At 67.8% G+C, this 20,117-nt stretch carries 25 protein-coding genes, 3 tRNA genes and 1 pseudogene; 14 read left to right on the top strand and 15 right to left on the bottom strand.

What is annotated here, in order from left to right:
* The first annotated feature begins 127 nt into the window (after nt 1-127).
* From BGP03_RS22400 to BGP03_RS22385, 4 genes are all read left to right on the top strand, one after another.
* Nucleotides 128-556, top strand: a complete 429-nt coding sequence (locus BGP03_RS22400; RefSeq protein ID WP_296366875.1) for an SsgA family sporulation/cell division regulator — start codon at nt 128-130, stop codon at nt 554-556.
* A 104-nt stretch (nt 557-660) separates the two neighbouring features.
* Nucleotides 661-733 (top strand) — tRNA-Gly (locus tag BGP03_RS22395).
* Nucleotides 734-806: 73 nt separating this feature from the next.
* Nucleotides 807-878: transfer RNA gene (locus BGP03_RS22390), tRNA-Cys, on the top strand.
* Between the two features lies 1 nt (nt 879).
* Nucleotides 880-954, top strand: a tRNA-Val gene (locus BGP03_RS22385).
* Nucleotides 955-1,060: 106 nt separating this feature from the next.
* Here the strand turns inward: BGP03_RS22385 and BGP03_RS22380 are convergent.
* The 12 genes from BGP03_RS22380 to BGP03_RS22325 all read right to left on the bottom strand — a co-directional run bounded on the left by BGP03_RS22380 (nt 1,061) and on the right by BGP03_RS22325 (nt 8,274).
* Entirely contained in the window at nt 1,061-2,302 is a 1,242-nt protein-coding gene (locus BGP03_RS22380; RefSeq protein ID WP_298796098.1) for a site-specific integrase, read from the bottom strand.
* The gene (locus BGP03_RS22375) at nt 2,302-2,505 is read right to left on the bottom strand and encodes an excisionase family DNA-binding protein (RefSeq protein WP_298796096.1); all 204 of its coding nucleotides are present in this window, start codon (nt 2,503-2,505) and stop codon (nt 2,302-2,304) included. Before BGP03_RS22375 ends, BGP03_RS22380 begins: the two co-directional genes overlap by 1 nt.
* Nucleotides 2,502-3,860, bottom strand: coding sequence for a replication initiator (locus BGP03_RS22370; RefSeq protein ID WP_298796094.1), 1,359 nt, complete (start codon nt 3,858-3,860; stop codon nt 2,502-2,504). Before BGP03_RS22370 ends, BGP03_RS22375 begins: the two co-directional genes overlap by 4 nt.
* On the bottom strand, nt 3,857-4,315 hold the full coding sequence (locus BGP03_RS22365) for a hypothetical protein (RefSeq protein ID WP_298796092.1): 459 nt from the start codon (nt 4,313-4,315) through the stop codon (nt 3,857-3,859). The genes BGP03_RS22370 and BGP03_RS22365 overlap by 4 nt, the downstream gene beginning before the upstream one ends.
* Nucleotides 4,312-4,521: a hypothetical protein gene (locus tag BGP03_RS22360; protein ID WP_298796090.1), complete on the bottom strand. Its 210-nt coding sequence runs from the start codon at nt 4,519-4,521 to the stop codon at nt 4,312-4,314. The genes BGP03_RS22365 and BGP03_RS22360 overlap by 4 nt, the downstream gene beginning before the upstream one ends.
* Nucleotides 4,521-4,796, bottom strand: a complete 276-nt coding sequence (locus BGP03_RS22355) for a hypothetical protein (protein ID WP_298796088.1) — start codon at nt 4,794-4,796, stop codon at nt 4,521-4,523. The genes BGP03_RS22360 and BGP03_RS22355 overlap by 1 nt, the downstream gene beginning before the upstream one ends.
* A complete protein-coding gene (locus tag BGP03_RS22350) occupies nt 4,793-6,226 on the bottom strand; it encodes an FtsK/SpoIIIE domain-containing protein (RefSeq protein ID WP_298796085.1) in 1,434 nt (477 codons plus the stop codon). The genes BGP03_RS22355 and BGP03_RS22350 overlap by 4 nt, the downstream gene beginning before the upstream one ends.
* Nucleotides 6,227-6,247: 21 nt before the next feature.
* Nucleotides 6,248-6,430 (bottom strand): hypothetical protein, encoded by a 183-nt coding sequence (locus tag BGP03_RS22345; RefSeq protein WP_298796083.1) that lies wholly within the window; start codon nt 6,428-6,430, stop codon nt 6,248-6,250.
* Between the two features lies 1 nt (nt 6,431).
* Nucleotides 6,432-6,710 carry a hypothetical protein gene (locus BGP03_RS22340; protein ID WP_298796081.1) on the bottom strand — a complete coding sequence of 93 codons (279 nt, stop codon included), beginning with the start codon at nt 6,708-6,710 and terminating at the stop codon, nt 6,432-6,434.
* Nucleotides 6,711-6,713: 3 nt separating this feature from the next.
* On the bottom strand, nt 6,714-6,914 hold the full coding sequence (locus BGP03_RS22335; protein WP_298796079.1) for a hypothetical protein: 201 nt from the start codon (nt 6,912-6,914) through the stop codon (nt 6,714-6,716).
* Nucleotides 6,915-7,189: 275 nt separating this feature from the next.
* Nucleotides 7,190-7,909 (bottom strand): DUF2786 domain-containing protein, encoded by a 720-nt coding sequence (locus BGP03_RS22330; protein ID WP_298796077.1) that lies wholly within the window; start codon nt 7,907-7,909, stop codon nt 7,190-7,192.
* Entirely contained in the window at nt 7,906-8,274 is a 369-nt protein-coding gene (locus BGP03_RS22325) for a hypothetical protein (RefSeq protein ID WP_298796075.1), read from the bottom strand. Before BGP03_RS22325 ends, BGP03_RS22330 begins: the two co-directional genes overlap by 4 nt.
* Nucleotides 8,275-8,426: 152 nt before the next feature.
* On the opposite strand from BGP03_RS22325, the gene BGP03_RS22320 reads away from it, so the two are divergent.
* Nucleotides 8,427-9,167, top strand: coding sequence for a helix-turn-helix transcriptional regulator (locus tag BGP03_RS22320; protein WP_298796073.1), 741 nt, complete (start codon nt 8,427-8,429; stop codon nt 9,165-9,167).
* 33 nt (nt 9,168-9,200) lie between these two features.
* A complete protein-coding gene (locus BGP03_RS22315; RefSeq protein WP_298796071.1) occupies nt 9,201-9,674 on the top strand; it encodes an NUDIX domain-containing protein in 474 nt (157 codons plus the stop codon).
* On the opposite strand, the gene BGP03_RS22310 is transcribed toward BGP03_RS22315, so the two are convergent.
* Nucleotides 9,662-10,216, bottom strand: a complete 555-nt coding sequence (locus BGP03_RS22310; RefSeq protein WP_298796069.1) for an HD domain-containing protein — start codon at nt 10,214-10,216, stop codon at nt 9,662-9,664. The genes BGP03_RS22315 and BGP03_RS22310 overlap by 13 nt on opposite strands.
* 213 nt (nt 10,217-10,429) lie before the next feature.
* Here BGP03_RS22310 and BGP03_RS22305 point away from each other — a divergent pair, with 213 nt between their 5' ends.
* From BGP03_RS22305 to BGP03_RS22290, 4 genes and pseudogenes are all read left to right on the top strand, one after another.
* Nucleotides 10,430-11,344, top strand: coding sequence for an AAA family ATPase (locus BGP03_RS22305; protein ID WP_298796067.1), 915 nt, complete (start codon nt 10,430-10,432; stop codon nt 11,342-11,344).
* 10 nt (nt 11,345-11,354) lie between these two features.
* Nucleotides 11,355-12,247 (top strand): annotated as a pseudogene (locus tag BGP03_RS22300) (IS5 family transposase).
* 411 nt (nt 12,248-12,658) lie between these two features.
* A complete protein-coding gene (locus BGP03_RS22295) occupies nt 12,659-13,297 on the top strand; it encodes an HNH endonuclease (protein WP_296377718.1) in 639 nt (212 codons plus the stop codon).
* Between the two features lie 586 nt (nt 13,298-13,883).
* The gene (locus tag BGP03_RS22290; RefSeq protein ID WP_298796065.1) at nt 13,884-15,056 is read left to right on the top strand and encodes an IS110 family transposase; all 1,173 of its coding nucleotides are present in this window, start codon (nt 13,884-13,886) and stop codon (nt 15,054-15,056) included.
* Between the two features lie 151 nt (nt 15,057-15,207).
* Here BGP03_RS22290 and BGP03_RS22285 read toward each other — a convergent pair whose 3' ends face one another.
* Entirely contained in the window at nt 15,208-15,939 is a 732-nt protein-coding gene (locus BGP03_RS22285; RefSeq protein WP_296377720.1) for a hypothetical protein, read from the bottom strand.
* A gap of 1,964 nt (nt 15,940-17,903) precedes the next feature.
* Nucleotides 17,904-18,026: a hypothetical protein gene (locus tag BGP03_RS22280; protein ID WP_363094268.1), complete on the bottom strand. Its 123-nt coding sequence runs from the start codon at nt 18,024-18,026 to the stop codon at nt 17,904-17,906.
* A 35-nt stretch (nt 18,027-18,061) separates the two neighbouring features.
* Here BGP03_RS22280 and BGP03_RS22275 point away from each other — a divergent pair, with 35 nt between their 5' ends.
* The 4 genes from BGP03_RS22275 (at nt 18,062) to BGP03_RS22260 (ending at nt 20,115) form a co-directional block, all read left to right on the top strand.
* Nucleotides 18,062-18,364 carry a nuclear transport factor 2 family protein gene (locus BGP03_RS22275; RefSeq protein ID WP_298796063.1) on the top strand — a complete coding sequence of 101 codons (303 nt, stop codon included), beginning with the start codon at nt 18,062-18,064 and terminating at the stop codon, nt 18,362-18,364.
* Nucleotide 18,365: 1 nt separating this feature from the next.
* Nucleotides 18,366-18,689 carry a hypothetical protein gene (locus tag BGP03_RS22270; RefSeq protein WP_298796061.1) on the top strand — a complete coding sequence of 108 codons (324 nt, stop codon included), beginning with the start codon at nt 18,366-18,368 and terminating at the stop codon, nt 18,687-18,689.
* 297 nt (nt 18,690-18,986) lie between these two features.
* Complete coding sequence (locus BGP03_RS22265) at nt 18,987-19,169, top strand: PLDc N-terminal domain-containing protein (RefSeq protein ID WP_299737346.1); 183 nt, start codon at nt 18,987-18,989, stop codon at nt 19,167-19,169.
* 145 nt (nt 19,170-19,314) lie between these two features.
* The gene (locus BGP03_RS22260; protein WP_298796059.1) at nt 19,315-20,115 is read left to right on the top strand and encodes a DUF4097 family beta strand repeat-containing protein; all 801 of its coding nucleotides are present in this window, start codon (nt 19,315-19,317) and stop codon (nt 20,113-20,115) included.
* Nucleotides 20,116-20,117: the final 2 nt, after the last annotated feature.

Below are 20,117 nucleotides of genomic sequence, written 5' to 3'. Positions count from 1 at the left end.
ACGCTGACCCGTCAGAGTGACAGTGGGGGTCATCCGAGCGGTCTCTGCCGCTCTACCCGTCACATCTTCCCGACACGGTCGTTTTTCCGCATGACGAACCACGCGGGACCACGAAAGAGGACGCACGATGCGCGACGAGCACACGGTCATCTGCTCACCGGCGGTGTTCGAGTTGATCGCCCATGACGCGCCGCCCGTGGCGGTGAAGGTCGACTTGAGCTACCACAGCCGCGATCCCTACGCGGTGCAGGCATCCTTCCTGACCGGGAACGGTACGGCGGTCGACTGGGTGTTCGCCCGGGACCTCCTCCACGACGGCCTCGTCGCCGACTCCGGGACGGGTGACGTCCGGGTGCTGCCGATGCCGAGCAACCCGAACAAGGTACAGCTGGAGCTGTCCTCGCCGTCCGGGCACGCGGTCTTCACGACCTGCGCCCAGACGCTCGGCGACTTCCTCTACCGCACCTACGAGGCCGTCCCGCCGAAGACCGAGTACGACTGGCTCGACTTCGACATGGCGCTCTCGGACCTCCTGAACGACCCTGCGCGCGACTAGTCGCAGGTAGAAGCCCGTCGCGCGGGCAACCGGGGGGTGGTGTTGGAACCCCCTCAGGGCCTGCGCTAAGGTTTCACCACCACCGCAGCGGAGACGCTGCACTTGCGGACGTAGCGCAGCTGGTAGCGCATCACCTTGCCAAGGTGAGGGTCGCGGGTTCGAATCCCGTCGTCCGCTCGGAGGAACCTCGGGTCCCGTCGGACCTCCCCAAGGGTCGAGATCCACGGCGAAGTCTCGATCCGCTGGTTCTGGCGGAGTGGCCGAGTGGTTTAGGCAAGGGCCTGCAAAGCCCTGTACGCGGGTTCGATTCCCGCCTCCGCCTCGGGCGATTAGCTCAGTGGGAGAGCGCTTCCTTGACACGGAAGAGGTCACAAGTTCAATCCTTGTATCGCCCACCACCCACGACAGGCCCCTGACCAGCACGGTCGGGGGCTTTCGTCGTATCCGGGGCAGGCTCTCCCCAGCCGCGCAGCCTGAAAAGGCACCAGAAAGGCACCACGCCGGTCATCGAGGCACCAGCGCGTCGGCCAGGCCGTCGTCCTGGTCGTCATCGTCCGGATCGTCGTCGAGCGCCTGGAGCACGCGCGACGGGTCGTCGGTGCGCCGCGTGTAGAGATCCAGCGTCGTCGACGAGCGTTCGTGACCGAGAACGCGCTGAACCATGTTCACCGGAACCCCGTCGTCCACGAGCCACGTGGCGTACGAGTGGCGGAGGTCGTGGAAGCGGAGCCCGCCGGCCTGGTGACGCGCGACCCATCGCACGGCCGCCGGCTCCCGGGCGAACATCGCCGAGCTTGGCACGCCCGCCGCGTCGGCCCATTCGGCCCGGAACTTCTCCCCGTCCTGCTCGACGAGCCCGAGCAGCCCGGCCCGCACGAGCGCCGGCCGCCACACCCGCGTGCGGAACAGCGTCCGTCGGTAGGCGCCGCCCACCTGGTTGGCGAAGATCAGGCCCGCCTCCCCACGCGGGTGGTTTGCCATGTGCTCCCGGAGCAAGGTTACGAGCCATCCCGGGAGCGGCACGGTCCGCCGGCCCGCCGTCGTCTTGGGGAACGGCTTGAACGAGGTGTGGCCGGAGACCTCGATCACTGTCCGGATCACCCGCAGCCGTGCCGCGTCGAGGTCGACCGCATCGGCGCACAGCCCGGCCGCCTCACCCCAGCGGAGCCCCGCTCCCCCACCGACGGCCACGATCGCGCGGTAGCGGTCCGGCACCACCGGCAGCAGCGAGGACCGGAACACGGCCCGGTCGACAATCTGCTCGTCGGTGTCCTGCGTCCGGCGCGACGGGATGCGCACGCCCTCGCACGGGTTGAAGGCGATCAGCCGGTTCCGCAGAGCCGATCGCATCACCCCGGACATGAGCCGGCGGCACTGCACGAGCGTGGCCGGCGACAGCCGCGCGCCCAGGTCGGTGATCCAGCCCTGCACCGACAGATGGTCGATCCGGGCGAGCTGCCACGTGCCCCACTTGGCGAGGACATGGTTCCGCATCACCGAGTCGTCACGCGCGGTCGTCGTCGCCTCCGTGTTCCACGTCTGCATCCACTCCCGGGCGTGGTCGCCGAACAGGACGCGGCCGGCGTGCGGCGAGACGTAGGCACCGGTGCTCTTGGTCGTGTTCATCCGGGCCAGGAAGGCCGACGCCTCCCGTTTGGCGGTGAACGTCTTGGACGCTTGCGTGCCGCTCGGCTCCCGCCACGAGGCGCGCCAGTTGCCGGCTGGGGTCTTGCGGATGCCGGGCATCAGGCGGCCGCCTGTCCGTCGAGCCAGGCGTGGAACCTCTTGCGCGGGATCAGCCAGCGCCGGCCCACGCGCTCGGCGGGGATCACCCCGTCCCGGACGTGCTGGTAGGCGATGCCGCGCGAGAGGTTGAGCAGGTAGGCCACCTGGTCGACGGTGTAGGTCAGCCGCTTGGTGTCGATCATCGCGGCGGAGGGTGCGGTCATGATCGGGTCTCCCTTCGGGTCGTTCGTTGTTGTCGGATGCGTTCGGCGATGGCCATCGCCAACTCCCGTTCTGCGTGGTTGTTGTGCCCGACGCCGAGCAGGCGCCAGTCGTTGATCACGGTGACCGAGTCGAGGTCGATCGGGTCGCCGGTCTCGCCCCAGGTATCGCGGGCGAGCTGGTCGAGCTCGTGACGCACCCGCCAGGACCGCCGCTCGCCCCGGATTGCGCGGAAGGTCGTCGAGTACCGCTGGCTCTTGGTCAAGAAATGGCCCCGAAACCCGAGCATGTGGGCCCACCGGCGCAGGTTGAGTGCCTCGTACTGATCCAGGCCGCCGAGCTGCCAGCAGATCTCGATCATCCGGCGGTGGTGCGGCGAGACGTCCAGGTAGGCGATGTGCTCGCCATCGCGGACCGGGCGGTCGGCGCCTTCGGTGGTGCCGGTGCCCTTGGTGGCGTACTTGGCGACGTAGCCGGCGAGCCGTGCCTCACTGATCGCGCCGTCACCGTCCTCGACGTCGGACGCGTTGGACGCCGTGATCTGGCGGAGGTCGAGCTGGGCGCCCCAGCCGAGCAGCAGCGCGGAGCCGTCCGGGCGTTCGGTGGCGATGACCGCGACCTGCGCCGCCGTGGTGATGGCCGCGCGCAGGACGTCGGCGCTGATACCGCGCGGGGTCGGGTCGCCGGGTCCGTCCGGGCCGTCGACGCGCACGACGGCGTGGAAGTGCACCAGGCCGCGTCTCTGGTACTCGGCCACCTTCGCGTAGGACAGCCGGGCTACTTCACGGAAGCGCCGGGCCGGGACGCCGAGGTGGCCGGCCAGCGCCCGCCGGAGCGCGATCACGAAGCGGTGCCATAGCTGACCGGCGTGGGCCTGCCAGAGCACCGAGCCGATGTAGTCGTAGGTGTCCGGGTCGGTCGGCGAGCCGAGCCGGGGGTCGTCAGGATGGTGGTAGCCGCCGCAGCGGCACGGGATGACGCGTCCCGATGTGGTGGTGCGCCGGGTGTGCACCGGCCCGAACGACGGCGCGGTGAGGGTGAGGAACGCGCGGGCCTTCTCGGTGACGAGCGCGGGGACGTCCTTGTCCCCGCCGGCCAGGCCCGCGCGCAGCAGGTGGAACGCGTCCCCGGCGTAGCGGTCGGAGCAGGCCGGGCAGACACTCACCCGCCGGTTGCCGCACGGGGCGAAGATGTCGCCGGCCCGCTCGACGAGGATCTCACCGTCCCGGTCGAGGATCGCGGAGCGGCCGGTGAGCTTGACCGGCCGGGCGCACCCGCCGGTGGCCTCGACCTTCGCCCGCCAGCTCTTGTAGTCGTGCGAGCGCAGACGCGCGCTCAGGAGATCGGCATCAGTCATCGGCGCTTCTTCCTGTCGTGGAGTCGGACGACCCGGCCGGAGGTCGACGCGGCCGGGCCGTCCGGGTCAGGGGTGCGCGGCCACGAGGACGGCCGCTGGAGCCGTGTCCAGCGCTCGACACGGGATCGGGTCTCCTTGGGTACGAGCACCGCCGCTCCGGTCAGCGAGGCCGCGCCGCAGGTGACGGAGTGCGGCGAGCCGACGCTCAGCCAGCGCCGCCGCAGCAGTTGGTGAACGGCCTCCTCCTCGTACCGGGGGACGCGCTGCACCTCACCGTCCCTGCCCTCGACGCGGGTGTAGACGCGCTCGGAGTTGCCGACGAGCAGGTAGCCGCAGCGAACGGCGTTGCCGGCCACGGTGTGCATCAGGTCGACGTCGTTGCTCTCCACGCGACTGACCCGTTGCTGCGGGACCGAGACGGCCGGCCCGCCGAACAGGTCAAGCTGATCGGTCACGGCGACCACCACCAGGACGAGCGAGCTTCGTAGGCCCACTCGCGGCCGAGCTGTCGGAGCGCCCACAGCTCAGCGAGCGCGGCACCGATGCAGGCGACCGAGAACCATCCGGAGTCGAGCCACAACCAGGCGGCCCCGACGCCGAGGGCCAGTAGGACGGTGAGCTTGAGCCAGGTCGCGACGGCCCATCCGGTGACAGCCCACATCACGGCACCTCTTGCAGGGACGCGGCCGGCTGGTGCGCGGCCCGCCATGCCGCCGCGGTCCGTTCGTCCTCCAGGTCCTCGAGGTGCTCGCGGATCATCCGCGCGATCAGCCGCACGGAGGCGACCCAGACGGCGACGACGACCACGCCGATCAGGAGCGCCGTGATGGCCTGCTCCACCAGCGGGACCACCGACCCGACGGCGCCGAGCCCGCAGACCACGCAGATCACGGTCATGATCAGCCGGTACTCGTTGTTGTCCCGCAGGCTGTTCACAGGGTCGCCCCGTCCTCGTCGTCGAGGAACGGGTCGAGCGGCATGTCGACGACGTCACCGGGTCGGGCCCAGGGGTGGCAGCGCTCGACCAGTTCGTCGATCTCGGCGTCGGAGACGTACGCGGCCCGGAACCGGACCGGCAGTCGTGACGTGGAGTCGATGACGAATCCGATGCCGGCGTGCTCGGGATCGCCGGGGATCTCGTCGGCGAGCGCGCCCCGTTCACGTGCTCCGTCACCCAACACCATGTCCACATGGGACGCGGCGGTGACGCCGAGGCAGACGCGCGTGGTGAACAGCTCCCGGACGTCGATCACGTCCTTGGACGGCTCCTGCACGTAACCCATGACCGAGATGAGGCACGCCCGACCCTGCGTCAGGATCTCCGCCAGCAACCGGAGCGCCTCCCGGACGTCGCCCCGGTCGCCGTAGGCGGTGAGCATCGCCATCTCGTCGATCATCACCAGCTCTACCGGGGTGTCCCGATCAACCGGCAGCGACCGGATCCCCGTGGTGCGCATCAACTCCTGCCGCGCCTTCATCGCGTCACGGACCTCGGTCAGCAGCCCGATGGCCTGACCCATCGTCGTGGCGTATCGGGCGAACAGCGGCCGCCCCCGCTCGGTCTCCGCGCCGCCCTTGAGGTCGATCATCGACACGCGCACCTCACCGTCACGGATGAGCGGCCCCATGGCCCGCAGCGGAGCCCAGATCAGCGAGCCCTTGCCCGCGCCCGACGCGCCGGCCGTCAGGACGTGTTTGCCGACCACGCTCAGCCGGAACGGTCCGCCGTGCTCGTTGTCGCCGACGTCGAGTGCCGAGAGGTCGACGTCGCGGGAATCGCTCGGGATCTCCGGCGCCGGCACGACGTTCGGGAAGGGCATCTCCCGCTCGACGACGACGGCGAGTACGGCCGGGCGGACCTTGGTGATCGCCACCCGGTGCGCGAACAGCGCGGCGGCAAGGGCGTCGGCGCGGTCGGTCCAGGTCCGCAGATCCTGCCCGCGGGCCATCCGCACGTACAGCGTGTCGATCGAGCGGGTGGCCGACCGGACCCGCAGCACCCGAGGCACCGTCATCTCACCAGTGCGCCGGTTCTCCCGGACCAACTCGCAGTCGGCCAGGACGCCGGCCCAGTTCCGGCCCCTGTAGGTGGTCCAGCGTCGCCGCCAGGCCCGCAGCCACGGGGCAAGCCACCGGTCGAACGAGGCCGGGTGCAACCGCGCCCAGACCACCAGGTCGACGAGCGCCCCGCCGATGGTCGCCGCCACGACGCCCCAGCCGAACCAGGACCAGGCCGCGACGAGCAGGGCGGGCACCAGCACGAAACCCGGGTGGCGGAGCAGCCAGAGCGCCCCGCGCCACTCGCGGCCGACAGAGCGGGTCGATCCGCGCACCGGTCCATGGCGCGCATCCATCATGGTGTTCATTGCGTTCTCCTTCAGGAATTGTCAGTTGCGGAACGAGGACCGGGCCGAGTCGATGAGGACCGCCACGAGTGCGGCGTCCCGGGCAAGATTGTCGTGCGTCTTCTTGAATCCGCCGGAGCGGAACGGAATCCCGCGCAGCGACTTGCGCAGTTCGCGCATCGCCTGGTCGAGGTCTTCCACCGTGCGGTCAACCGTGCGCGACATGTCATCGCCTCCATTCGCGGGAGACCAGTTCGGCCTCCCACTTCTTCGCGGCGGCCGACATGATGTGGAGCGAGTTCTTGGCCTTCTTGGTGGCCGACTTCATCTCGTCCGGGGTAGCGGCCGCCCAGTGCGCCGTCTGGCCCCGCGCCGGCTGGTTGTCCGTCGCCTTCGCCGCCACCCGCTCGGCCTCGGCGAGGGCGTTCCCGACCATCTGGAGCGCCCGCCAGAACTCGCCGTATCGTCGTAGCGCCCGCCGGTTGATGGGCTTGACCTGCACCATCGGTCAGACCCCCTTCCGGATGGCGATCTGCGCCAGGCGCAGCCCCTCGGCCACACCCGCACGCCAGGCCTGCTCGGTGGGCACCAGCTCGACCCCGACGTCGGAGCGGACCCACGTCCACCGGCGCCGCTCGCTCTCCAGTCGGCGCACCAGCCGCCCGACTCCCGCCGTCTGGCGGACCCGTCCGTTCGTCACATTCGTCATTGCCGTTCCTCTCAGTAGGAGGCGCCGTAGCACTCGGCGCACAGTCCGTTTCCGGAACACACGATGCATTCCGGCCCATCGCCGTTCTGTCGTTCGAGGGGAGGCAGGCACCCGTAGCCGTCGCAGGCATCACAGGCGCCCGACCCCGAACATTCCGTGCAGTTCATCGCGTCACCACTTCTTGTGATTCGCTGTTGTTTCTGACATGGATCTAGCCACTGTGGAATTGTCAAAGAACGGAGAACTGGCGTCGGCCGGCTACGGCCGCACGAGAATCAGCGGGGCAGAGCCCGCGTGTGCCCGACCTGCCGGGCGCCGAGGTCGGCACGGCTGCCGGAGTGGTAGCCGTCGGTCTGCCCGCTACCGGACAGGGACCGGCGGCGCATGGAGCGCAGCCGTGGGTGGGCCGCGTGAACGGCGGTGTCCACGCGGTCGCACCGGTCGCGCAGGACGAGAGCGGTGCTGGTGCCGGACTCGGTGGTCGGCTGTTCGGCGGTTGCGCGCCGCTCGGCCCGCAGGAGGCGCGTGTAGACGGCGGAGGCGAACCCGGCCAGCCAGGAGCGCCGGTAGGCCGCCGTCGACTCGCCCCAGCCATCGGGCCGCACGTGCACGAGATCGCGCGTCGCCTGGAGCAGGAGCGAGGTGTAGAGCAGCTCCACGCGCTCCAGGTCGGAGGTGAACCCGTAGACGCGCACCACGTACCGGTCCGGCCCGTGGGTGTGCACTGTCTGACAGCGCAGCGGGTCGGCCACGGAGGTGAGCAGCTGCGCCTTGTCGCGGGCGTAGGGCTGCTCGACCGCGATCACCCGGTGCCCGATCTCGTCGTGGCTCCGACCGGTCGCAGCGAGGTTCGCCGCATCGATCCCGTGCCGGGCGATCAGTTCGGCCGCCTTGGCGTTGAAGGCCTCCGCCTCCGCCTCGGTGACGGACGCGTCCTCCGCCTGGGCGAGCAGCTTGCGCACCCGCTCCGGCAGCGAAGCGGCCGGGGCGGTCACTTCTCCGCCCGAGCGTGCAGCGGCTTGAGGCCCATCGCCTTGAACGAGATGCCCGAGATCGAGCGCCCGTCCTCGGTGTCGATCTGGTAGGCGTTGAGCCGCGCGTCGACCAGCTCCACGCGGGTGTCCTCGCCGAACCCCTCGCCGGGGTCGGTCGCCAGGGTCACCTTGATCTCCTCGCCCTTCGGGGCCCGCTCGCCGGGCTGGACGCGGAGCTTGGCGAACAGGGACACGACGAACTGCGTCACGCCCTGCCGGTCGACGACGGCGATCTGCCCGCCGTTGCCGTCGTCGCGGGTCTTGGGTGCGGGCGGCTCCACCACCGTGAGCTTGTAGCCACTCAGCACCACCGGGATGTCTCGCATCGGTCCTCCTCGTGAGTTCGGCACCCTCTGTGCGGTGACTCAATGAGACCCGGAACACAGGGGACGTCCCCACCGCCAACAAGGGACGTGACAGGACGTCTTGAGCGTGCTAGAAACGTCCCTACGAGTTCAAAACGTCCCCGGGGGTCCCTGTGGCTACGAACGAGCGTCTGCGCGGCACACTGGCATCCGCGCAGCTCAGGACAGCCGATCTCGCCGAGAAGATCGCGGTGGACCCCAAGACCGTCGAGCGGTGGATCACCCAGGGTCGCCTCCCCCACCGCGCGCACCGGGTCGCCGTCGCCCAGGCCCTCGGGGTCGACGAGGCGTACATCTGGCCGGCGGTGCTGGCCGAGAAGGTGACGCAGTCCGCGAGCGTGGCCGAGCTCCTGGAGCTCCACCCGTCCCGGGCCGCAGTGCCGCACGGGGTGTGGACCCAGCTCATCGCGAGCACCCGCGAAGCTCTCGACGTGCTGACCTACGCCGGGACGTTCCTATTCGAGCAGCACAATATCGTCGACGTCCTGCGTGAGAAGTCGGCCGCCGGCGTGCGCTGCCGGTTTCTGCTCGGCGACGAGACGTCGGAGGCCGTGCGGCAGCGCGCCGTGGACGAAGGGACGACCGGAGGCCTGGAAGGCCGCATCCAGCTCCACCGCCGCTACCTCCGCGAGGTAGCCGGCCTACCCGGCATCGAGGTCCGCACGCACTCGACGACGCTCTACAACTCACTGTTCCGATTCGACCAGGACCTCATGGTCAACGGGCACGCCTACGGAGCGCCGGCCGGCCACTCGCCGGTGCTGCACCTGCGCCGGGTGCCGGGTGGCCGGATGTGGGATCACTACATGCGCTCGTTCGACGAGGTGTGGAACGTCGGCACGCCCGAGACGTGACGGGCACGCCCGCCAGCCGCCATGCTGGAGACCATGAGCCGCATGGACTACTACCACGACCCGGACGCCCCGAAGGCCAACAGCCTGGTCCCGTCGACCACGGCCGCGATCCGCGACGACGCAGGACGCCTGCTGCTCATCCACAAGATCGACAACGACTACTGGGCACTGCCGGGTGGCGCAATGGAGATCGGCGAGTCCATCGCCGACGCCGCCGCGCGTGAGGTGGCCGAGGAGACCGGCCTGACGGTCGAGCTGACGGGCGTGGTCGGGATCTACACCGACCCCGGGCACGTGATGGCCTACGACGACGGCGAGGTGCGCCAGGAGTTCTCGGTGTGCTTCCACGGCCGCGTGCTCAGCGGCGAACCACGCGAGGACGGGTCGGAGACCAAGGAGGTCCGATGGGTCGAGCCCGCTGACGTGGACGACCTGTCCATCCACCCGTCCATGCGCCGCCGCATCGACGATGCCCTCATCGGGCGGGCGGAGCCTCAGATCGTGTAAGCGTCCTGCATCCGCTGCCGGGTGCGGTCAATGGCAGCCCGGATTGCCGGCTCCGCACGGAGCATCGAACGCCCGACGATCGAGTCCGGTTCGTAGCGGCTCAGGATCTCCGAGAGCCGCTGGTCGTACGCCAGCTCTTCGCCGCGTGGACCGGTGGTCATGTCCGCCATCCATAGCGCATCGGCCACCGCGGACTCCTCACGCGGCCAGACCTCCAGGTCCGCCAGATGTCCCCGCTCCTCAGCCTCACAGGTGGCTGCCGAATGGTGAGCCACGAGCGCGACGAGCCGATCGGGGTAGCCCTCCACCGCGAGGTAGCGGGCCCCGTCGATCTGGTGGGCGCCGGTGTCCCGCAGAGCGGGCGAGTATCCGAGGTCATGCCACCAGGCGGCCACGACGAGGAGCTGCCGATCGTCCTCACCGGCGATGGCTGGCGTCAGCCCATCCGCACGGGCGGCAACCGCCTGGACGTGCGCCCACCGGTTCGCCAGGGGCTCCAACAGCTCCCGGGCCAGCTCCTCAGCGTCGACGACCGACGGCATCCCTCGCACCGTGCGAGTGTAGGAGCGACCCGTCACCGGCCGCCCACCTCCAGCGTGTTCATACTTTCCTTTCCTGATCAAGGGCGCCTCGCGGCGCCGCCGCGACGGGCTGCGGCCTCCGGCCGGTCCCGGCGCGGCAAGGGGCGCGCTCTGTGTCCGCCTGTCACATCGATAGTCTCAGGATCCCGATTCGCTACGTCGAGATGAGGCTACGTGTCTGTCCAGTTCACGAGACTTCGCGTTTCAGGATGGCGGCAATTCGGCGACGTAGATCTCGACCTGACATCCCGTCTCACAATTCTTACTGGCGCAAATGGCGCGGGTAAGACCACTCTCGTGACATTGCTTGGTCGTCATTTCAATTGGTCCTCGACATTTCTTGGACTACCGGTCCGCTCAAAGAGCGGACAGCTGACCTACAGCTTCGGAATCCGACGTTCCTTGGCTGCCGAAGCAAATCCTAGCGACCCGTGGATCCCTATCGGTCAGCTCCACTACAGCAATGGTCAAGTAACTCCCATCTCGGTGTACGAACAGAACTCCCCTCAGTCGGACGTGCATCTTCCAGATCAGCAGACCGTGCCAGGTCTATTCCTATCTTCTCATCGCTCTTTGAGCTCGTATCAGCAGGTGCAGAGTATCCCAGCGCAATTCTCTGCATCTGAGACAATTCTGGACCAGTATCAAGGCGAGATCCGGCAGCGGTACTTCGGGGTCGGCTATTCTCAAAAGTCGACGATGCTTTTAATGAAGGAGTCGCTGCTTGCTGCTGCAATTTACAGTCAAGGCAACGATGCGGTCCAGGCATCTCCCGAAGCTGCCGAGGTCTGGGCAGGATTCCAAGATTGCCTTAGGTTGCTCCTTCCGGAGAGCTTGAAATTCCGTCGCCTTGGCGCCCGACCCCCAGAAGTTATTGTTGAGACGGATACTGGGGATTTCATGATCGATGCGGTATCAGGCGGATTGAGTGCGCTATTAGACTTGGGATGGCAGGTGTATCTGAGATCGCGTCAGTTCAGCGACTTCACTGTCTGCATGGATGAGCCGGAAAACCACCTTCATCCGTCGCTTCAGCGATCGATATTGCCTAGGGCGTGTCCTGTAAGGGTTCTGAGCTGGTGTCGGTGATCATGGCCGGATGGTTGGGCGCGGTGAACTGACAGACACGGCGTGGGCGCGGATCGAGCCGCTGCTCCCGCCGGTCAACAGTGGTGGCCGGCGGTGGCGTGATCACCGCCAGGTGATCAACGGGATCTTGTGGAAGCTCCGCACCGGCGCCCCGTGGCGGGACCTGCCCGAGCGCTACGGGCCCTGGAAGACCGCCCACGAACGGTTGCGGATCTGGACCTGCGACGGCACCTGGGAACGCATCCTGGATCAGGTCGTGGTCAAAGACGACGCCATCGGGCGCGTGGAGTGGACCTTCAGCGTCGACTCCAGCTCGGTCCGGGCCCACCAGCACAGCGCTGGGGCCCGGAAAAAGGGGGCTGCGCCACCGACTGGGTCGAGGACCTCGCCATCGACGGAGAAGCCCTCGGACGCTCCCGGGGCGGACTGACCAGCAAGATCCACCTCGCCGTCGACGGACGCGGACTGCCGATGTCGGTGATCCTCACCCCGGGCCAGGCCGGGGACAACCCGCAACTGCTGCCGCTGCTCGACCAGATCCGCGTTGGCCGTGACGGCCCGGGCCGGCCGCGGAAGCGACCCGAGCGGGTGCTGGCCGACAAGGCCTACTCCCACCCCTCGACCCGTGCCGCGCTGCGAGCACGTCGGATCGCGTTCACCAGCCCGGAACGGATCGATCAGATCAAGCACCGCCGCACAAAGGGCTCCCGCGGTGGGCGCCCACCCGCCTTCGACCCCAATCTGTACGCCGACCGCAACGTGGTCGAGCGCTGCTTCAACCGGCTCAAACAGTTCCGCGATCTGGCCACCCGCTACGCCAAACGCGCCGCCTACTACCGCAGCGAGATCATCATCGCCGCCACCGTGTTGTGGCTGCGCGCCGACTTACGGGACACGCCCTAGCCTCCTACGGGCCTTCCCTAGTGTTCGCTTCGTTGTCGCGACACATAGCCCCTTCGTGGTTACGTCTGAACCGACAGCGAATGTATATGCGCTCGATTACGATGACGGTCTCGTCTATAGCACGCTACTCGACTTTGCGGACAAGAGTGCGTCAGCAGAGGAGACTCTGCGAGATGTCCTAGGGGTTGAAACGACGATCCCGGTATGGGCGGAGCAGCGATACGACGAGATAATCGATCGGTACTCTCAGAATACGGTAACTGCTGACTCTTTGCGGCGGCTGCGAGTTGAGCTGCAGGCTGCAGGACTGGGATCTGCGCTTCCCAGGGTTTTGGATGCTCTTCTCGCAGGCGAGGAGGCTCATCGAGGCTCGGGTAGTTCGACTGGTGGCGGTGCAGCGTGAGGCGACTCGTGAAACTGGCGGCGCCGATGTACTTGACTGACAACGCCGATCGGCTTGTCGCCGAGTATGCGACCAAGACTGCCAGTGGGCTCAAGTCGACTCCGTGGCAGCACAGCGAGATCCGCGAGCGCCTCTACGAGGAAACGAGTGGCCGCTGTGCCTATTGCGACTCGACGATGCGCGTCGTCGCATACGAGCATATTGAGCATATTGAGCCGAAGTCCCGGCATCCCGAGAAGGTTGTGTCGTGGTCGAACCTCACGATCGCCTGTCCGCGTTGCAATATCAATAAGGGAGGCTTCTGTAATCATGAAACGCCGCTAGTGAACCCCTATCTCGATAATCCCGACGATCATTTGGTCTTCTTGGGGCCGCTAGTCTTTGCGCGGCCCGGAAATGACCGAGGTGTCGTCACCGTCGCCCGACTCAAGCTGAGTCGGGCGGAGCTGACCGATGCGCGCATCCGGAGAATCGAATTCTTCGAGTCTCTCATTGATAGGTGGAAGAGGGCTGCGAATGAAGATATCCGCGAGGCTCTTGCGGAGATCATAAGAGCTGAACTTGCGGATGGCGAATACAGGAAATCGGTCGAAGCCTTTCTGGTTGCCGTTGACTTTCCGGTAGACGTTCGGGAGGACGCCGCGTAGGTGAGTTCTGTGCATTAGAGAAAGAGGCCCCTCGCCGGGCGGGCAGATCAACAGGATGGCGGCCCGTGCCATCCCGACGACCTCCCGGAGGGCTACCACGCGGCCACCCGTGGGCGGAGCTGGCGTAGCTCGGCCGGCGGTGGCGTCGAGGGCCGCCCACGGGCGTCCGCGTGGTCGGGCTGCGCCAGGTCGACGGGACGGCACTCAGTAGCCCGGGTGCGGCGTGAGCCGGAGCAAATCCGGAGCGGACGGCTGAGGAGCGCCCGACCCGAACCACGAGCCGATGTCAGGAAAGCGCACTTCAAACGATCCAGGACGACACAGAACATCACCGGGCGCGGCCAGGTATCCGGGTTCACACCGACTTGTTCAATGCGGGCAGGAGATCGGGTCTGCAGCCATGATCTCCGAGGCGGTGGTCGGGGTCGCTCGGTTCACACCTGTCGCCCATCCGGGGTTGGCTGTTCTTCGGCCTGCGTCCCGGTCATCGCCGTCGAGGAGGAGTGGCTGAAGAGAGGCCTGCTTCGCCCGAAGTCGGTGTGCCGTCTCCTCGAACCCCCGTGGTGGTCGTCGTCGAGGAGGTTGGGTGTCGCGTCAAGATGGTTCCGCCGGTCCGGTTGTGATTGCGATCGATCCGCATAAGCGGTCGTGGACCGCGGTGGCGGTGGACGGGTCGTTGCGGCTGCAGCGCTCGATCCGGGTCGAGGCCAACCGGGAGGGCTACCGCGAGCTGCGCCGATTCGCCCGGCGCTGGTCGGAGACGAGCTGGGCGATCGAGGGCGCGGGCGGATTGGGGGCGCCACTGTGCACGCGGCTGCTCGCCGACGGGCTGGCCGTGGCGGATGTACCGGCGAAGCTGGCCGCCCGGGTCCGGACGTTGTCCACCGGACACGGCCGCAAGACCGACGAGGCCGATGCGGTGTCGGTGGGTGTGGCGGCGTGGACGGCGGTCAGGCTGGTGTCGGTGCAGTTCGACGAGACGGCGATCGCGTTGCGGGCGTTGACCGAGCACCGCGATGACCTGGTGAAGGCCCGAACCCAGACGGTGAACCGGCTGCACGTGTTGCTGACACACTTGATCCCCGGCGGCGCGCAGACCGGGCTGACCGCAGCCCAGGCTGCCGCCATGCTGCGTCCGGTCCGCCCGCGCGATGTCCTCGGCCGCACCCGGCGGCGGCTCGCGGTCGATCTGGTCGGCGAGGTTCGGCGGCTGGATCAGCGGATCACCGCGGTCGGGGAGCAGATCACTGCCGCGGTGCGTGAGTCCGGGACGACGCTGACCGGGCTGTTCGGGATCGGCGGGATGCTGGCCGGGAAGATCCTGGCCCGGGTCGGGTCGATCCACCGGTTCGCTTCGGCGGCGGCGTTCGCGTCCTACTGCGGCACCGCGCCGATCGCGGTCTCCTCCGGTGATGTCGTTCGGCACCGGCTGTCGCGGGCGGGGGATCGGCAGCTGAACTACGCGTTGCACGTCATGGCGATCACTCAGATCCGGCACGACACGCCGGGACGGGTCTACTACCAGCGGAAGCGGGCGGCCGGGAAGAGTCACAAGGAGGCGTTGCGCTGTGTGAAGCGGCGACTATCCGACGTGGTCTATCGAACGCTGCTGCGCGATGCGCTGGGGGCGGGCCCGGAAGGACACCCGGGGGCGACTCCAGCGCGGCCGGCCCAGCCCCGACGGCCGGCTCTTCGGACAAGTCACTTCCCGGACCCACCGCGACCCAGCCTACGACCGCGGGGAAGTAGCCGGTGTTGACACAGAGAGGCGCCGAAGAGGTCTGACCGGGCTCGGGACATGGCTGGCCTGTCCTCGCCGGACGGGCTCACGGCAGGAGCGGGTCGGGAATCGCGCGCGGAGATAGCGGAACGGGGCGCGACCACACCCAAGAAGGCGCGCCCATTCCCTTTTAGACCCCCAACGGGTTAGCAAATTCCTCGATGCTCTCGTCAGTTAGAGCCACCGCGGGCGGCCAGGAAATCGACTCACGGACCGGCGGGAAGATCTGGATATAGTTTCTGGCCGCCACCGGCCCCCGGAGGAGCCCGCCGTTAATTTCCTGCGGATCCACAAAGGTCTGGACAACAAGGCAGCCGACGGTCATTGTCACACAGATAGCGAGCTCATCGGACTGCGGCGCCGATTTGGGGCCGCCGCGGACATACGTTCGGTGATATAGCCGGACCGGGTAGCCCTCTGTCTGTATTGCGGCGATCCTCGCTTGAGTTCGAGCCGGCGGCGCGAGTTGCGACATCAGTACCTCGCGATCGACGATCGAGAAGCTAGGCACTGCCTCGACACCCCATGCTGGTCCAGACTCAAGAACCATAGACTTCATGGTAATCCACGTCGCCAGAGCGATCTGCTGCTCAGGGTCGATCGTGATGCCACGACCGCTAATGGCAGGCGAGAGGATACTTTTAGCCCTCGCGTCCAGCCGAGACATCCAGCCGTTATTACATGCCTGACATACGGCTTTGATCTTTACTACCGAAAGCTTCTGCGGGGACGGCCATCTCTTATTCCGCGTGGAGCCATCGAACTTATTGATGTACGTCCGCTTGGCGGAGCGACCCGGCCCAAGGATCTCAGGAGTCAGGGCCTTATCGAACCATTTCGAGATAACATCCTCATCGGTCATCTGAACTTCAGGTTCGGACCTCTGGCAGAAGACACACCGGCTCGACGTCACCGGACGAGCCTACTCGCACGGGCGTCGCGAGTCTCCCTTTTCGATCACGGCCACAATTGGGCGCCAAACGGCCGGATCCGGCACCAAGCGTCCGCAGGCGTCACGGGCAGGATCCGCAGGTCAGGCACAGCACCCGCGAACGATCACAGCCATGGACCGAGAATCCGCGGCTGCAGGGCGTTCGGTACAGATCCGGTACAAGTCAGGCCTGATCCGGCCCGTCACCGGATGACATCAGACGGCACGAACCAGCAGGCCAGAGCGACATAGGCTGGATCGCGCCTGGCAGGACGCAGTTCACCAACAACCGCACAATGAAGCTCTTGCCGAGCCAGCAGGTCTCCGGGACGGGCTACATCGCCGGCGAACTCTGGACGGCGCCGCGATCAGTTGCACCGGGCGTTCGCTCGTTTGTCCAAGTGTTGCACCATAGACAGCACCACGCGAGGTTGGCAGGCGTGTTCGGCCCCTCATTAACTCGGGCAATGATATGACCGAGCGAGCCGATGCGACGGCCGACATGCTCCCAAGGAAGCGGCGCCCCATTCGGCTGTGACGGGCGGTTCTCAAGAGCGAGAGAACCGCAATAGGAGCACCGCCCTTTGGCCTCTTCGAGCACACCCCACACGTCATCACAGGTCAAATGGTCTTCAGGTCGTCCTGACATCAGCCGCTCGCGGTTCGCCCTCTTGGCTTTCATCGTGCACCATTTGCGACGCTCTAACTTCGTGGTGTTCGCAAGATAGTCATTCCACGAAGTATACTTCGGCGGAGGCACAGACCATCCCCTAGACGGCTTCGGGCGGGAAGGGGCGGGCTGTAGATGCCGTCGGATGGCCTCCGCCTTCTCCGGGGGCAGGAGTGCGAGCCGTTGCTCGATCTCGGCAAACGTCGCGGCCTCACGCGGCGTTGTGTCATCGTTCATGCTCAGGGTCACATCCGATCCAGTGTCGACCGAGTGAGGCGGACCACGCTACACGCGCTTGGCGCAGAACCGCCGTCATGTGGTCACTCGCTGTCGACAGGTAACGCACGAGCAGCAGCTTGGTCGGGTACCGGACGGTCCGCTACACCCCGGCGACGCCTGCGCCTCACGACTCAACGGACCGTCGTGAACAACGCCCAAGCTCAACCCGTGCTGCGCGGAGCTGCCGGATTGGCTCTCACCTCGCTCGTGACCAACGCGGCCGGCTGACCAGAGCCGGTGGGTCCGTCACGCGTTCGATGGCCACCGAGAGTCATACCCAGGGTTGGTCAGCGCCGTAACGTCGGCGAGGGACGACGCGAATCCGTTGCGTGGGCTTCTTCTCTCGCATGTTCGTGCCACGCTCGGTCCGCCGCGCGATGCACCCCGTCCGTACTGCGAAGCGGGCTGTGACGCCCAAGGCGGTCAAGCGGGCGCAGCGAGCCATGCATCCGGTCGACAACGCTGTGTACGGCTTCCAGCGATCGCTGAACACGAAGCGCCGGAAGTCGGGCTCCTCGGCGGTCTACAGGCACGGCTCGTGCCCCGTGAAGCACCGGACACCGGCGGCTGCGGCGAAGTGCCGGAACCGGTAGTGCGTTCCGCCCATCCCGCCTGAGGTCGCTTGGGTCCCGGGCGAGGACGGCCCAAGGCACCGGAAAGGCACCACCGTGCCCGGCACCTGTCCGCACAGGGCGACACGGACCCGTACGCCGACCAGCAGAAACAGGTCAGCACGCTACCGGCCGCACCACGGCATCCGCTTTGACACGGAAGAGGTCACAAGTTCAATCCTTGTATCGCCCACCACCCACGACAGGCCCCTGACCAGCGGTCGGGGGCCTGTCGTCGTTCCCGAGCCCCGTTCCGTCGGGAAGTTGCCTCCCCTCGACCGCGCGCCGGCAGCAGGCGCTGCGACCCTCGATCGCGTTCGGACCACGAACGGCGGTCAGGGATTCGCCTGCGCGTCACGGAATGCGCCCGGGGTCTGCCCCGTGAGACGGGCGAAGAACTTTCCGAAGTTCGTCGGCTCGGTGAAGCCGAGCCGACGGCCGACGGCGGCGACAGGCAGGTCGGTGTGGGCCAGCAGACGCTTGGCCTCCAGCCGTGCTGACCGACTACATCTCCGCCGAGACCTACCTGCAGCACAACCCCGAGGCTGCCGACGGCCTGGCCGGCTTCGGTGCGGCAGCCGCCGCTTGGGCCGAGCAGGGCAAGAACCTGGTCTACACGACCATCCACAAGGTCATCGCCGAGGGCGACTTCGTGCTGCTGCAGTCCGAGGGGGAGTTCGGCGTCCCGGTCGCCTACTACGACCTCTTCCGCGTCGCCGACGGCAGGATCGTCGAGCACTGGGACGTCATCAGCCCCGTCCCGGCCGAGCTGCCGCACACGAACGGCCTGTTCTGACATGAGCGAGCTGACCTACGCCGGCAAGACCTACGAGCTCGCCGTCGACAACGGCGTCGTCTTCCACAACACCTACTCCCCCGACGGCACGAGTCTGCGCAACGAGACCGTCGCCGGAGCGACAGCGGGAGCGGTGGAGGACGTGGACCTGCACGCCACCGAGATCACCCCGGGCGTCTTCCTCGTCGGTTGGGTCGAGACCTCGGGCATGACCGTCACGCATGCCATGAATCTCGACACCGCCACCGTCCACGCCTTCTGGACCTACGAAACCCCCGACGGCAGGGTGGCGGAACTCCATACCGCCCACCTCAAGGAACTCTGACCGACCGCGTCCGCCGGAGGAGACGGCTCGGGTGCCGAGTAGACGCCGAGGCCCATCGGCGGTTCTGGACCGGGCGAGATCCGCCGGCTCCGAACGGCTGTGGGCGACGGTACCGGCGTGGAACGTCGCTTCCCGTCGCGTACCGGCCAAGATCGGGTTCATCGGGTTCATCGGGACCGGGTCGGGCAGAGGTCCCCTCGTCGGGACTTTCGGCCCGTGGACCGGCCGTCGCGGCCGTGGCAGCCTGTGGTCATGGACAAGCGTCGTCGCTGGGCTGACGCCGGCACCGGAACACGCGTGGGGATCATTGTGGCCGGGGTGGTGCAGTTCGGGCTGCTCGGCGCGGCACTCGTCGACATCGGACGGCGCCGACCCGATCAGGTCAACGGGCCTCGGTGGGCATGGGCGTTGGCCTCCTTCGTCAACTTCGTCGGGCCGCTCCTCTACTTCGCCTTGGGCCGGCAGCGGAGTCAGCGGTAGGCCGTCCGGCCCACCGCCGGTGGGCCGAACCGGATGATGTTGCCGTCCGGGTCGATGACGCCGCTTCGCCTTCCTCGTACGCCCGGTCCGGGGCGTGTCCGGCCGGTGTCAGGTGGGTGTCCGCCCGGGCGTCGATGGTGGTCGCATGACAACGACCGAGATCGCCGCGACCACATCCACCTTCCTCACTCCCGTACCCGTCACCGCCGTCGTCCAGGTCGCCGGCGCCCGTGTGCGGGTCACCGCCGGCGACCGGACCGACGCCGAGGTGCTGGTCCGCCCCGTCGCCCCGGCGAGCCGGGCGGACGTGCGGGTGGCCGAGAAGACCAGGGTCACGTTCGTCGACGGCCGGCTCACGGTCAGGACGACCGTCTCCGGCGCCCGGAACGGGTCGGTCTCCATCACGATCGGCCTTCCCGCCGGCTCCCACCTGGTCGCCTACACGGCGCGCTCGACCGTCCGCGCCGACGGCGCCCTGGGTGACGTCGAGCTGCACACAGCGCAGGGGCGCTTCGCGCTGGATCGCGTCGACGAGCTGCGGACGAACATCGCCAACGGTGAGGTGACGGTCGGCCGCGTCGCCGGCTCCGCCTCCATCGACGGCAGCGCGGTCGTCGTGCGGATCGGTGAGGTGACGGGAGCAGGCAGGGTCTCGAACTCGGGCGGACAGACCTGGATCGGCCACGCCTGCGCCGACGACGGCGTCACCGCACGCACGGCCGACGGGGCCATCCGCATCGGCCGGCTGACCCGCGACCGGACGGACCTGTCCAACTGCTCCGGGACCATCGAGATCGTCATCGGCGAGGACGCCACCCTCTCGCTCGACGCCGACAGCACGCGCGGCACGGTGCGCAGCTCCGTGGCGGCGCAGGACGACGGCACCGTGGCGCTCCGCGCCCGCACGCGGCACGGCGACGTCGTCGTCCACCCCGCCGCACTCTGACT

Source organism: Pseudonocardia sp. 73-21 (genome assembly GCF_001899645.1).
In the GTDB taxonomy this organism is placed as follows: Bacteria; Actinomycetota; Actinomycetes; order Mycobacteriales; family Pseudonocardiaceae; genus Pseudonocardia.
This window is presented reverse-complemented; position numbering and strand designations above follow the sequence as displayed.